Annotated in this window: 11 protein-coding genes; 3 read left to right on the plus strand and 8 right to left on the minus strand. The window is 69.1% G+C overall.

Annotated features, from left to right (window positions below):
- Positions 1 to 52: 52 nt before the first annotated feature.
- Entirely contained in the window at positions 53 to 1,873 is a 1,821-nt protein-coding gene (locus ACFYXH_RS06350) for a glycoside hydrolase family 15 protein (RefSeq protein WP_389560988.1), read from the plus strand.
- Positions 1,874 to 2,121: 248 nt separating this feature from the next.
- On the opposite strand, the gene ACFYXH_RS06355 is transcribed toward ACFYXH_RS06350, so the two are convergent.
- The 7 genes from ACFYXH_RS06355 to ACFYXH_RS06385 all read right to left on the minus strand — a co-directional run bounded on the left by ACFYXH_RS06355 (position 2,122) and on the right by ACFYXH_RS06385 (position 10,410).
- The gene (locus ACFYXH_RS06355; RefSeq protein WP_389560989.1) at positions 2,122 to 3,084 is read right to left on the minus strand and encodes a 2-hydroxyacid dehydrogenase; all 963 of its coding nucleotides are present in this window, start codon (positions 3,082 to 3,084) and stop codon (positions 2,122 to 2,124) included.
- Between the two features lie 285 nt (positions 3,085 to 3,369).
- On the minus strand, positions 3,370 to 4,413 hold the full coding sequence (locus ACFYXH_RS06360) for a cytochrome d ubiquinol oxidase subunit II (RefSeq protein ID WP_389560990.1): 1,044 nt from the start codon (positions 4,411 to 4,413) through the stop codon (positions 3,370 to 3,372).
- Positions 4,410 to 5,894 (minus strand): cytochrome ubiquinol oxidase subunit I, encoded by a 1,485-nt coding sequence (locus ACFYXH_RS06365; protein ID WP_389560991.1) that lies wholly within the window; start codon positions 5,892 to 5,894, stop codon positions 4,410 to 4,412. Before ACFYXH_RS06365 ends, ACFYXH_RS06360 begins: the two co-directional genes overlap by 4 nt.
- A gap of 95 nt (positions 5,895 to 5,989) precedes the next feature.
- The gene (locus tag ACFYXH_RS06370; protein WP_389560992.1) at positions 5,990 to 7,342 is read right to left on the minus strand and encodes an NAD(P)/FAD-dependent oxidoreductase; all 1,353 of its coding nucleotides are present in this window, start codon (positions 7,340 to 7,342) and stop codon (positions 5,990 to 5,992) included.
- Between the two features lie 6 nt (positions 7,343 to 7,348).
- Positions 7,349 to 8,155, minus strand: a complete 807-nt coding sequence (locus tag ACFYXH_RS06375) for an SDR family oxidoreductase (protein ID WP_389561288.1) — start codon at positions 8,153 to 8,155, stop codon at positions 7,349 to 7,351.
- A gap of 366 nt (positions 8,156 to 8,521) precedes the next feature.
- Entirely contained in the window at positions 8,522 to 9,166 is a 645-nt protein-coding gene (locus ACFYXH_RS06380) for a LuxR C-terminal-related transcriptional regulator (protein ID WP_389560993.1), read from the minus strand.
- A complete protein-coding gene (locus ACFYXH_RS06385) occupies positions 9,151 to 10,410 on the minus strand; it encodes a sensor histidine kinase (RefSeq protein ID WP_389560994.1) in 1,260 nt (419 codons plus the stop codon). The genes ACFYXH_RS06380 and ACFYXH_RS06385 overlap by 16 nt, the downstream gene beginning before the upstream one ends.
- 233 nt (positions 10,411 to 10,643) lie before the next feature.
- On the opposite strand from ACFYXH_RS06385, the gene ACFYXH_RS06390 reads away from it, so the two are divergent.
- The gene (locus tag ACFYXH_RS06390) at positions 10,644 to 11,084 is read left to right on the plus strand and encodes a hypothetical protein (protein WP_389560995.1); all 441 of its coding nucleotides are present in this window, start codon (positions 10,644 to 10,646) and stop codon (positions 11,082 to 11,084) included.
- 131 nt (positions 11,085 to 11,215) lie between these two features.
- Here ACFYXH_RS06390 and ACFYXH_RS06395 read toward each other — a convergent pair whose 3' ends face one another.
- Entirely contained in the window at positions 11,216 to 12,208 is a 993-nt protein-coding gene (locus ACFYXH_RS06395; protein WP_389560996.1) for a WD40 repeat domain-containing protein, read from the minus strand.
- 329 nt (positions 12,209 to 12,537) lie between these two features.
- Between ACFYXH_RS06395 and ACFYXH_RS06400 the strand changes: the two genes are divergently transcribed.
- A complete protein-coding gene (locus ACFYXH_RS06400) occupies positions 12,538 to 12,978 on the plus strand; it encodes a phage tail protein (RefSeq protein WP_389560997.1) in 441 nt (146 codons plus the stop codon).

Consider the following 12,978-nt stretch of genomic DNA (forward strand, 5'->3'; position numbering starts at 1 on the left):
GAGGGGTGCCGGATAGTGGACGCAGGGGACATTCCGAGACTTCGGAGCAGCAATGGACCGCTACCCTCCCATCGCCGAGCACGGCCTGGTGGGCGATCTGCAGACCGCCGCGCTCGTCTCGTCGCAGGGCGTCATCGACTGGTTCGCCGCTCCCAGGTTCGATTCGCCCAGCATCTTCGCCGCCCTGCTCGACCACGACGGCGGCGGTTATATGCGGCTGGCCCCGGAGCACTCCGACGGGACCTGCAAGCAGCTCTACTACCCTGACACCGCCATCCTGGTAACCCGGTTCATGTCACCGGACGGGGTGGGCGAGGTAATGGACTTCATGCCCCCGGACCGGACCCGCACCGCCACCGACCGGCACACCCTGATCCGCGTGATTCGTGCCGTGCGGGGGACAGTCGAGTTCACACTCGAGTGCCGGCCGCGCTTCGACTACGGCCGGGCCGAGCACGAGCTCCAGCTCGGCGAGAACGGCGCTCTGTTCCGGGCCCCCGGGATCGACGGGCATCTGCAGTCCACCTTCCCGCTGGAGCGGGACGGCCAGGATGTGCGCGGAATGGTGACGCTGAAATCCGGTGAGTCCGGCGGCGCCGTGTTCACCGTCTGCGCGTCCGGCGGCGAGGCGCCCGCACCCCCCACGGTCGACGGGCTCACCGAACAGATCGGGGAAGTCGGCGAGTTCTGGCAGCAGTGGCTGCGCCAGTCCCGCTACCGGGGGCGGTGGCCCGAGCTGGTGCACCGCTCGGCCATCACCCTCAAGCTCCTCACCTACGCCCCCACCGGCGCCCTGATCGCGGCGGCCACCATGGGCCTGCCCGAGCAGGTCGGCGGAGAGCGGAACTGGGACTACCGGTTCACCTGGGTACGCGACGGCTCGCTGTCCGTGCGGGCCATGCTGGACCTCGGCTTCGTCGAGGAGGCCACCGCCTTCGTCCACTGGCTGGTGGACAGGTTGCGAGAGCGCGAGGGCAAGGAGGAAGAGCCGCTCCAGACGATGTACCGGATCGACGGCAATCCCGACCTGCCGGAGGAGACACTCGATCACTTCGAGGGCTACCGCGGCTCCTTCCCCGTCCGCATCGGCAATGGCGCCGCCGACCAGCTCCAGCTGGACATCTACGGCGAGGCCCTCTACGCGCTGTCCCAGGGGCGCGAGATCGCCCAGCAGGCCAGCTTCGAGGGATGGCAGACACTCACCAGGACGCTGGACTGGTTCGCCGACGCCTGGGACCGGCCGGACGAAGGCATCTGGGAGACCCGCGGCGGCCGCCAGGACTTCACCTACAGCCGGGTGATGTCGTGGGTTGCCTTCGACCAAGGGCTGCGCCTGGCCGATTACTTCCGCAGGCCCGCCGACGTGGAGCGGTGGCGCAATGCGAGGGACGCCGTATTCGATCAAGTCATGGAACGCGGTTGGAGCGAGAAGGAGCGTGCCTTCGTCCAGCACTACGGCGGCGACGTCCTGGACGCCTCGCTGCTGCTCATGCCCAGGGTCGAGTTCATCGCTCCCCGGGCTACGGCCTGGCTCTCCACGCTTGACGCGATGGACCGCAAGCTCGTCTCCGACAGCCTTGTCTACCGCTACGACCCAGCGGCATCGCCGGACGGGCTGCGCGGCTCGGAGGGCACCTTCAGTCTGTGCACCTTCCTCTACGTCGACGCGCTGGCCCGGGCGGGGCGGCTGTCCCAGGCCCGTTACACCTTCGAGAAGATGCAGACCTACGCCAACCATGTCGGGCTCTTCGCCGAGGAGATCGGTCCGAGCGGGGAGCAACTGGGCAACTTCCCCCAGGCGTTCACCCATCTGTCCCTGATCATGGCCGCCACCACCCTCGACAAGGCGCTCGACGCGGAGGACGGGCGCTGACGCATGGTCACGCATGCCCGTCCGGCAGGACCGCCACGGCTGACGGCGGCCGCGTTCCCCGTGCTGTACCGGCGCCTGGTCTCGCGCGCCGCCTGAGCCAGGGGCGACCGGGGTGCTCCGGACGCACTCACTCCTGCCCGGGTGCCGGCCGCAACCCGCGAGGTGCGGACCGGCCGGACGGTCACGCCGGCCGCGCCGGTGGAGACGTTGCCCGGTCCGGACAATCCGGAGCCCGCGAGGCATCCAGGTCAGGGCTTGCGGGGCAGCACGATGTTCTCCAGCGGCTCCCCGGCCAGGTAGCGCAGCAGCTGGGTGCGGATCAGCCGCAGCGCCCGGGGCACAAAAGCCGAGCTGTTGCCTCCGACATGAGGGCTGATCAGCGCGTTGGGCGCGTGCCAGAGCGGATGCCCGGCCGGGAGCGGCTCGGGGTCGGTGACGTCGAGGGCCGCGCTGAGCCGGCCCGTCCTGAGCTCGGCGAGCAGCGCGTCGGTGTCCACCACCGCGCCCCTGGAGACGTTCACCAGCAGGGCACCGTCCTGCATCAGGGCGAGGAAGCGCGCGTCGACCAGGCCACGGGTGTCCTGGGTGAGCGGGACGGTGAGCATCACGATGTCGGCGCGGGGCAGAAGCTCGGGCAGATCGACGAGGGCGTGGACGGTCCCGCGCGCAGTGGTGCGGGCGGTCCGGGCGACTCGCAGGACCTCGCACTCGAAGGGGGTGAGCCGGTCCTCGACGGCAGCGGCGATGGAGCCGTAGCCCACGAGCAGGACGGTGCGGTCGGCCAGCGCCGGGCGGAAGCCGGTCCGCCACTCCTCGGCGTCCTGGGCACGCACGAAGTCGGGGATTCCGCGGAGCGACGCGAGAGCGAGTGACACGCCCAGCTCGGCGGTGCTGGCGTCGTGAACTCCCCTGGCGTTGCAGAGCACGGCACCGCTGGGAACGTACTTCACGAGGTCGTCGACGCCGGCGGACAGGGACTGGACGACTCGCAACCGCGGCAGGCGCGGGAGCACCGCTACGGCAGCATCCGCAAAGGCGTAGGGGATGACGAAGAACTCCACCGTCGCCAGGCTCTCGACGCCGGGCGGACCGCCGGTACCGTCCCACACCGCGACAGGCAGACCCTCGGGCAGGCCGCCGACCCGCGAAGCCGGGTACGGGAGCAGGAACCGGGCGGCGCTCATATCGGCGGGACGCTCCATGGTGCTCATGGGCCGAATCTAGCGTTTGACCAGCAGGTTCCCCCGATCTCGTCGTCGGACTTCACCTAAAGTACGGCCGAGAGGGTGTTCAGGTCTGTCGTCACACACGGGTCCGGAGCCTGCCGGGGCTCGTTCGGGTCCCGTGCTGTCGGCTGGAGTCGTACAGGCGCCACCTCGGAGGAACGTCATGCGGACAACTCCCAGGGTGCCCACGGTCGTCGTGGCGACCACATCGCTGCCCGGCTGCGCTGACGGGGGTGTCGCACGCCCGCTGCGCCAACCGACGGAGCGGCGCTACAGGTTGTCCCCGGGTGTTCTGGCGGCCCCGGTGTCGGCGTCGGTGAGCGGCTCCAGCTCACCCATTGTGTCGAGCCGGTAGAGCAACACCAGCGCCGGGCCGACCAGCACGATCGCGATGACCGTGACGATCACCAGCCAGCGCAGGGTGTGAGCGGCGCCGGCCGCCTGGGCCACCGTCAGCGAGGTGGGCAGCACGTAGGGCCGCTGTGCGAAGCCCCAGGCGCCGACGGTCAGGGCGACGCTCGCCACCGAGGTGTAGCGGGTCCAGCCATAGGACCGACGTACCAGAAGCAGCACCGTGGCCAGACCGCAGACTCCTGCCAGGACGATCAGCAGCAGGCCCAGGCCTCCGGTGAGGCCCTCCCAGACGTGCCGGGCATCGTCGTGGGTGACAGGCAGGGCGATGAGCGCGAGGATGACGATTGCGGCGAATGCGAGCAGCGCCCGCAGACGGAAGTAGTCGACGAGGTCTTCCGCGCCGAACCGTCGGGCGTCGGAGCAGAGGAACACCGCCCCGAGAAACGCGGTGGCGGCAATGGCCAGCAGACCCGTGAGGACTGAGGTCGCGTTGGCCCAGGCGTCCGCGGAGGCAGTGGTCCCGACCACGACCCGACCGGCAGCAATGCCGCCGAGCACCGCCCCGAGGAAGAACGGCGTGAGCAGCGACGAGATGGCGAACGCCGCGCCGTAGAGCCGTCGTTGGGCCAGTCGGCGGGAGGGCTTGCGCAGGGCGAATCCGGCGCCGCGGAGCACCAGGCCGACGGCCGCGAGGGTGAGCGGCAGCCACATTGCCTCGAAGACGGCCTGGTACATCGTCGGAAAGCCGGTCCACATGACAACGAAGACGAAGATCAACCAGACGTTGTTGACCTCCCAGACCGGTGCCATGGCGTGGTCGATGAGCCGGCGGGGCCGCCGGCCGCGATCCGCGCCTCCGGCCAGGAGGTCCCAGAAGCCCGCGCCGTAGTCGGTGCCCCCGGCGCAGGCGTAGGCGGCGATCGCGAGCACCATGACCCAGGCGATGAGATCGGCCATCATGACGCACCGCCGGGAGTGCGGCCGGACCCGCCACCAGGCGGGGCCCCGGTGGCTGTGGGTTCGGGTTCGCTTCTGGGCCCGTAGGGGGTGTCGATCTCAGGGGGCAGTGCGGCGCGCGCGGCGGCCGAGCCCTCGTCGGCGATGCGCCACCGAGTTCGCATCTTCAGGACGATCGCGAGGAACGCGCCGAAAACGGCCACGTACACAACGATCACGATGCCGAGCATCGCCCACAGCGATCCGGCGCGGGTGGCGGTCACTGCCTCCGAGACCCTCATGTGGTTGTAGACGATCCAGGGCTGGCGGCCGACCTCGGTGGTGATCCAGCCGCACTCCACGGTGACCAGGCAGGCGACTCCTGCGATTGCGGCGCAGCGGAAGAACCAGCGGCTGCGAGGGAGGTCCCGGTGTCGCAGCCAGGACCACGCGTACCAGAGCGCGAGCAGGATCAGCAGGCTGCCGATGGTGACCATGATGTCGAAGGCCCAGTGGGCGAGGGTGGCCTGGACGACGGTGGGGCGGTCGGCGGCCGGCACCGACGTCAGCCCGGTCACCTGGGTGCTGGGCTTGAATCCGGCGAGGATGGAGTCCAGCTGGGGGATCTTCAGTCCGCCGGAGATCGTCCCATCGCTGTTCAGCCGTCCGAACATGTACTCGGGCACGTGGGTGTCTGTCTTCCAGACGATCTCCGTGGCGGCGAACTTGATCGGCTGCTTGTGGAAGACGGCCCGGGCAGCGGAGTCGCCGAGCATGAACTGGACCGGTGTGAGGATTGCGGCAACGGTGAACGGCAGCGTGAAGCCGAGCCGGTGGTATCGGTCGCGGCGCCCGCGCAGCCAGCCGACCGCGTACACGCCGGCGACCACATAGCCGGCGGTCAGGAACATCGCGACCACGAAGTGCCAGTACTCCGGGCCGAACATCGGCGTGAAGACCGCCTGCCGCACGTTGACGTCGACGGGATTGCCCTGGGCGTCGAGGCGGAACCCCTGCGGGGTGTTCATCCAGGAGTTGGCCGCGATGATGCCGAACGCCCCCATCAGGGCGGCCAGCGGCAGCGGTACGGCCAGCCAGAAGTGCGTCCAGGGCTTGAGCCGACGCCAGCCGTAGAGGTAGATCGCGATCAGGACGGCCTCCAGGAAGAACGCCCATGCCTCAACGCCGAACCCGAGGCCGAAGACGTCGCCCCAGCGGCCCATCATGCCGGGCCACAGCAGTCCGAGCTCGAAGGACAGCACAGTGCCGGTGACGACGCCGATGGCGAACTGGACAGCCATCACCGCCGACCAGCGCCGCGCGAGCTGAAGGGCGACGGCGTCGTTGCGGCGCAGCGCCCGGTGGTGCATCAGCACCGTGATGAACGGCAGCGCCACGCCGAACGGGACCAGCAGGATGTGCGAGGCCAGGGTGAAGGCCATCAGCTCCCGAGCCGGCAGGAGTTGGGGCGGGGTGTCCGCCAGAAGGGACGCTGTGCTGAACATGTGCGCCTCGATGGTCTGCCCCGCGGGGCGCGGGGGGTGAGGAACGACAGGGTGCGAAGGGGTGGCGGCCGGGACGTGTCGGCCGGGCGCCGTGGTCAGGGAGGCGGCGGGGGCGCCTTCTGCCCGGGCGCCCGGCCGGCCGGCGCATCGGCGTCGGCGTCGGCGTCGGACGAGGTGAAGGCACGCTCGCGCCGCGAGCTGGTGGCGAAGGCGACGGACCAGCTGAGCACCGCTCCCAGCCTGCTGCGGAATCCGGTGAGGAAGGCCAGGTGGATGAAGAGCCAGGCGAGCCAGCCGATCGCGCCCGACAGGTGCAGCGGGCCGGCCTTGACGACGGCCCGGCCGCGGGAGATGTAGGCGGCGCTGCCGAGGTCCAGGTACTTGAAGGGCTTCTGCTCCTTCGTCCTGCCCTCCACCGAGTGGCGCACGACCCGGCCGGCGTATGCGCCCGACTGCATGGCGACCTCGGCCAGGCCCGGCAGCTTGTTCAGGCTCATCACGTCGCCCGTGACGCGGATCTCCGGATGGCCGGGGACGGTGAGGTCGGGTTCGACGACGATGCGTCCGGCCCGGTCCTGGGTGGCACCGGTTGCCCGGGCCAGCGCGCGGGCGAAGGGCGGCGCCTCGACCCCGGCCGTCCACAGCACGGTGCGTGCCTCGAACCGGGTGGTCGCACCGTCCTGGGTTTGTACCGTCAGGCCGCGCGCGTCGACGTCGGTGACCTTCGTGCTCAGGTGGAGCTCCACACCGAGGCTCTGCAGGGTTCGGGCCGCGCGATCGGCCAGTGGGCGGCCGAACGCTCCCAGCACCTCGTCGGACCCCTCGAAAAGCAGCACCCGGGCCTGGGCGGAGTCGATCGTCTGGAACTCCCGGTCGAGCGTGTGGCCGGCGATCTCCCGGATCTGTCCGGCGAGTTCGACGCCGGTCGGCCCGCCGCCGACGAGCGCGAAGGTGAGCCACTGCTGCCGTTCCCGGGCGTCTGCGGCCGTTTCGGCCATCTCGAACGCCTGGTAGATCCGTCGGCGGATGTCCAGCGCGTCGCTCAGGGTCTTCATGCCGGGGGCGTGAGCGGCGAACTCGTCGTGCCCGAAGTAGGACTGGCGCATGCCGACTCCGACGATCAGATCGTCGTAGGGCAGCTCGACAGCTCCGCCGCCCGGTCGCCGGGCGTGGACCAGCCGGGCTTCGACATCCACGTCGATGGCTTCAGCGAGCAGGCAGCTCACGTTGTGGTGTCGTCGCAGGACTGCGCGGAGCGGTTGCGCGATCTGGCCCTCGGACAGGATTCCGGAGGCGCACTGGTAGAGCAGTGGTTGGAAGAGGTGGTGGGCACGGCGGTCGACCACGGTCACGGCGACCGGTGACCGACGCAGGGCGCGGGCGGCGAACAGCCCGGCGAACCCCCCGCCGAGGATCACCACCCGGCGGGGCGTGACGTAATCCTGCATCGGAGATCAGCCTCCGGTGGCGAAGCCGGGAAAGAGCGTCATTCCACCGTCGACGTAGAGCGTGCTGCCGACGACGTAATCGAGCAGGTCGGACGCCATGGCCACGACGGCGTTGGCGATGTCGTCCGGGTCGCCCACGCGGCGGTACGGGATGAGACGCAGCAGGTCGGCCTCGGCCTCGGGGGTGGACCAGGCGTCGCGGTTGATCGGTGTGCGGATGGCGCCGGGTGCGATCGCGTTGACCCTGATCCGCTGGGGGGCCAACTCCTGGGCGAGGGTCTGCATCAGCATGCCCACACCGCCCTTGGAGGAGGCGTAGTTCACGTGCCCCGACCACGGGATGATCTGGTGGACCGAGCTCATGCAGATGATCTTCCCCGCCGACCGGGACACCTCCGCCACCACACCGCGCCGCACGAACTCCTTGGCGGCCTCGCGCGCGCAGAGGAACTGGCCGGTCAGGTTGACGTCGATGACCTTCTGCCACTGGGCGAGCGTCATGTCCAGCACGGCCGCGTCCCGCTGAAGGCCCGCGTTGGCCACCATGATGTCGATGGTGCCGAACTCCTCGACCATCCGCGCCACCATGGCGACGACCTGGCCCTCGTCGGACACGTCGGCCTCGTGGGCGTAGGCGCGGACCCCGAAGTCCTTGATCTGCCCCACGACCTTCTCGGCCTCGTCCCCACCGACGACGTAGTTCACCACGACGTCCGCGCCGGCCCGGCCCAAGGCAATGGCGGTCGCCATGCCGATACCCGAGTTGGCACCGGTGACCAGAGCCTTCTGGCCCCTGAGGAGCTGCGCGGTGATCGTCCCGCGGTTCTCGTCGGCGCTTCCCGCCACCACGATCTCTCCTTCGGCGTTCTGGACAGCACGCACGCCGAGAAAGGGCGACGCGCATGAGGAGGGCCGGGAGCCGGCCGGCCACCAGGACAGACACAGGAGCCGTCGTATGCCCGGCGCCCCGACCAAAGCACCCTGCGCCGCAGGTGGGACAGACCGGCGCGCCACGTAGACGTATTGGGCCGGGCATGTCACACAGTCGGGCTACAAGCGTGCTGCGAGCTGCCCCCGAACCCTGCCCCGGCAGGACGCTGACTACCCGCTCGCGGACGGCGACGTGACGGGAGGGTGACCGCCGTCATGGGGAAGGGCGGCTGGGGAGTCCCGATGCCGTCAGTGGTTCAGGTAGGTGAGGACGGCGAGGACGCGACGGTTGTTGTTGTCGTCATCGGTGATGCCGAGTTTGCCGAACATGGAGGTGGTGTACTTGCTGATGGCGCTGTCACTGAGGAAGAGCCGCCGGCCGATGGCCTGATTGGACAATCCTTCGGCCATGAGGCCGAGCACGGAGTGTTCGCGTTCGGTGAGCCGTTCAAGTCGTCGGTTCGAGGACCCGCTGGACAGCAGTTTCGCGATGACGGCCGGGTCCATGGCGGTTCCGCCGGCGGCGACGCGTTCCAGGGCATCGATGAACTGATCGGCGTCGAACACGCTCTCTTTGAGGAAATAGCCGATACCACCGGCGCCGTCGGCCAAGAGCTCGCGGGCATACAGCTGTTCGACATACTGAGAAAGGATCAGGACCGGCAGTCCGGGTAGTTCGCGGCGGGCCGCGAGAGCCGCCCGCAGGCCCTCATCCGACTGGGTCGGCGGCATGCGGACGTCGACGATGGCAACATCCGGCCGCCACGTCAGCAGCGCGTCGAGCGTCTCGGGCCCGGTGGTTGCCGTCGCCACCACCTGGTGCCCGCACGCCTCGATGAGGCGGACCATCCCGTCGCGCAGGAGGTAGAGGTCTTCGGCTACAACGATTCGCATGGCACCGTCATTCTCACGCGGGTCGGACCGCCTGCCGGGCTGGTGATCTCCAGGGTGCCGTCGAAGACCGCGAGGCGGCGGCGAAGCCCCTCAAGTCCACCGCCGGCTCGCACGCCGGCTCCGCCTCGGCCGTTGTCTTCGACATCAACGACGATGCCGGTGTCGTCCCGGGCGATGGAGATCCGCGCCCGGGCCGCATGGGCGTGCTTGACCGCGTTGGTCACCAGTTCGGCGGTTCCGAAGTACACGGCGGATTCGACCGGCGGGTCCAGGCGTAGCTGAACGTCGGCGCTGACAGCCACTTCGAGGGGGCTGTCCAAGGCAAGAGCCCGAACGGCATCAATGAGCCCTCGGTCGTTCAGCACCGGCGGGTTGATTCCCTTGACCAGTTCGCGGAGCTCGGTCAGTGACGTGGCGGCGCCGGCTCGCGCTTCCCGCATCAGCGCCTTGGCCTGGTCGGGGTCGGTTTCCATCAGCTTCTCCGCAGTCGCCAAAGAGAGCCCGAGCGCGACCAGGCGGGCCTGCGCTCCGTCGTGCAGGTCCCGTTCGATCCGGCGGATCTCGGCGGCCTGCGCGACCGTCGTATCCGCGCGCTGGGCCGTCAGCTCATCCACCCGGTCCGCCAGCACCATCGCAGACGACGCGCGCAGGAAGCGGGCGGCTACCGGCTCGACGGACCGCCAGGCATACGGGGCGCCGGCGATTGCCACGACCAAGCCGAGCACCCCGAACGTGCGTGCGGTGAGCACTGATTGGGAAAGCCCGAGGACCGCTCCCGCGACTCCGACCGGCGGGATGGCCGCGACCAAGCCCGCGGTGATCGGCGCGATCGCCGTGAATCGCAGATCACGCCATGTGGCGGGGTCGCTCCACCGGATCCGCCACCGCTGATCCAGGCGGGCGTCCCGACTGCTGCGCTCATAGGAGAAGCCGTTCCACCAATACCCGGTGGACATGCGCACCACCGGACCAGCCTGCCGATATCCGGCGGGAATGACGGTGGCTGTCCACGTCGCGACGAGGAAGCGGAACATCCGACAGACCGGGCGGGACAGGCCGAGCGTGCCCACACACGCAAGGACGAACGCCGGCACCCACGACCACGGGTTCCCCGCCCCCCACCAGATCGCCAGCGCCACGGCAGCGGCCCACACGGCCGGGACCAGCATGCTGACCGCCACCACCACGCACGCTCGCACGAACCCCACGCAGGCACTGGCCACCCACGACACCACCTGTCGCATGACCCCTCCTTCTCCTTCATAACCCCGACCGTGGCACCCGCGGATCCCGCAATACGCCGGTCCGGCCGGTACGGCTTGGTGTTTCCACGGTGCACCGCACGGAGCCCGATACCCCTCGGATCGGCTCTGAAGTGGGTCCAGACCCACCCACCTCTACGTCCAGGCCCATACCGCACCGCCCATGCGCTCCCTAGCGTCGACACCACGCAGACAACACGAGGGAAGAAAGAGACATGAAAACCGCCAGCCACACCACGGCCGAGGCCGCCGACCTCAACCATCCGCACACCCAACGGGCCTTCGGCCAGGTGAAGATACTCGTCGCGGCCTACGGCGCGCTGAGCGCCGCCGTCCTCATCACGGTCGCCATCCTCGCGATCACCGAACAAACGGTGACCTCGTTCATGTGGGGCCGATCAGCCGGAGTACTCGCGAGCGCCGCGCTGACCTACTGGCTGACCGTCCTCGCCTCACGGGGAGCACGATGGGCCCATCTACGCGTGCGCATCATCTCGATCACCATGCCGATCGCGATCATCGCCATCGACATGATTCCCGGTGCCCTCCCGCCGTGGTTCGTCGTAACGCAGGCCATATGCGCCCTCACCATCGGCGCGACCGCTTTCATCATCAACGGATCCAGACTGCGCGCCGCTTTCCCCAAGAATTCCTAGGGCGTGAATCTGTTCAATCAGGGCACAGCGACTGCCGAATCAAGGTGAGCTGGATCGTCGCCTCATAGCGGCAGGCGAGCTTGTCGTACCTGGTTGCCACGCCCCGGCCTGCTTCATCACGCCCCGCCGGCTCACCGACCGAGCAACGCCCCGAGGTCCCACAGCCGCATACGGCGGTCCCGGCCCGCGGTGACGGCAACGGGACGGCCGTCGAAGTCGGTGACACGGACGGCGAAGACCTCCTTCTCATGCTCGGTGAGCGGCACCCCGAGCAGCCTCCGGCCCACCAGATCCCACGCGCACACCGTGCCGTCCTCACCGCCGGTCACCGCCACCGGCAGCCCATCGACGACACCGACGTCCATGCACTCGATGTCGTCCCCCGGCACGGCAAGCGGCGCTTCCCATGCACCGGTGTCGGGATCGCCCATGACAAGCGCCCGGCCCCCGGCGGCGACCACGCGCGCGTGCCCGTCCACAGTCACAAGACCGACCCCGCGAACCACGAAGTCGAGATCGTCGAATTGAGTAAGTGGCTCTTCAGCGCTGATGTCCCACACAAGAACGCTGCCGTCATAGGCGCCGGACACCACAACCGGCCGGTCCCACAGCCTGCCCGCGGTGACACCGCCAACGCCGTCACCGTGCCCGGCCAGCTCCACCTCGTCGGCAGCAGGGTCGGGATCGCGCTTCGAGGCGTCCCACAGATGTACGGCCGGGCCAGTGCAGCCGCTGACGAACAGCGTCCGGCCGTCAAGCTCCATCGTGGCCGTCGAGGCCACCCCGCCGTGCTCGTAGCGGGCGTACGTCCGTATCGCACCGCTCTCCAGATCCCACTGCGCGAAGGGCTGGTGCTCCCCGCCCCCGCCCACCACGACCCGCCCGTCGACGACCGCGGCACCGATCGTGAGGATGTCGCTGAACTCGTACTCGTCCTCCGGCCGCCACGGCATGTCCAACCGATGCCCGGCCCACTCGTCCCGCAGCGGATCCCAACTGAAGACGTCACCGCCGAAGTCGGTGCAGACAAGGAGCGGGCGTCCGCGGGCGACGACAATGTCGAAATCCAGGATCGGCGAACCGGAGGGGATCCTGCTGACCAGCAGGAGTAAGGATGTGGACATGCCAAGATACTAGTGCTGTGACCGGGAATGTTCGCCGGGTTGCCCGTTGTGCTGGTGGGAAGTACTGGGCCGTCCATCGGAGGATGTCCCGGGCCACTTCAGCTCGGGGACGGTGTCCTCGGCCGTCCGCACGGGGAGAAGAGAGACCGGTGCGGGCAATCACCACCCCTTCCGGATCGTCCCGGCGTTGATATCGATCTCTGAATGCTCTGGCCAGGAGTCCCGGTTGCGGGTGCCATCGCACCGAGGCAGGCTCAACAGGCACAAGTGGTGGGCCGGAGGGAATCCATCGCTGGCCGTCCAGTCGCGAGCAGCAGGAGGTATCCATCATGTTGACCGGTGACTCGTTCAGCAGCAGTACCTTCGCCATCGAACTCGGAAAATTCCAGGTCGAGACCGTCCAGGACGTATCGGGGCTGACCCTCGAACAGGACGTCGTCGAGGTCCGGCAGGTCTCCTCGACCGGCGAGCTGATCGTGCGCAAACAGCCCGGTTCCCGCCGCACCGGCGAGATCACCATCACCCGCGGCATGGACAAGAGCACCGCATTCACCGACTGGATCAAGGCCACCCTGGTCAACGCCGACCTCGACAGTGCCCGCCAGAACATCACCATCTCCTTGAAGAACGCGCAGAAGGAGACCGTCCGGCGCATTCATCTCACCAACGCCTGGGCGTCCCGCTGGGAGGGGCCGCAGCTCGGCGCCGCCGACTCCGGGACCGCCACGGAGACGGTGACGATCACGTACGAGGACATCTCCGTCGAGTAA

The sequence above is a fragment of the Streptomyces sp. NPDC002730 genome (genome assembly GCF_042888805.1).
In the GTDB taxonomy this organism is placed as follows: domain Bacteria; phylum Actinomycetota; class Actinomycetes; order Streptomycetales; family Streptomycetaceae; genus Streptomyces.

Bases quoted from the DNA above. Each gene is read 5' to 3' on its own strand.
- ACFYXH_RS06380 (WP_389560993.1), bottom strand. From the start codon at position 9,166: ATGCGAATCGTTGTAGCCGAAGACCTCTACCTCCTGCGCGACGGGATG.
- ACFYXH_RS06360 (WP_389560990.1), bottom strand. From the start codon at position 4,413: ATGATGGCCGATCTCATCGCCTGGGTCATGGTGCTCGCGATCGCCGCC.
- ACFYXH_RS06385 (WP_389560994.1), bottom strand. From the start codon at position 10,410: ATGCGACAGGTGGTGTCGTGGGTGGCCAGTGCCTGCGTGGGGTTCGTG.
- ACFYXH_RS06350 (WP_389560988.1), top strand. From the start codon at position 53: ATGGACCGCTACCCTCCCATCGCCGAGCACGGCCTGGTGGGCGATCTG.
- ACFYXH_RS06355 (WP_389560989.1), bottom strand. From the start codon at position 3,084: ATGAGCACCATGGAGCGTCCCGCCGATATGAGCGCCGCCCGGTTCCTG.
- ACFYXH_RS06400 (WP_389560997.1), top strand. From the start codon at position 12,538: ATGTTGACCGGTGACTCGTTCAGCAGCAGTACCTTCGCCATCGAACTC.
- ACFYXH_RS06370 (WP_389560992.1), bottom strand. From the start codon at position 7,342: ATGCAGGATTACGTCACGCCCCGCCGGGTGGTGATCCTCGGCGGGGGG.
- ACFYXH_RS06395 (WP_389560996.1), bottom strand. From the start codon at position 12,208: ATGTCCACATCCTTACTCCTGCTGGTCAGCAGGATCCCCTCCGGTTCG.
- ACFYXH_RS06365 (WP_389560991.1), bottom strand. From the start codon at position 5,894: ATGTTCAGCACAGCGTCCCTTCTGGCGGACACCCCGCCCCAACTCCTG.
- ACFYXH_RS06390 (WP_389560995.1), top strand. From the start codon at position 10,644: ATGAAAACCGCCAGCCACACCACGGCCGAGGCCGCCGACCTCAACCAT.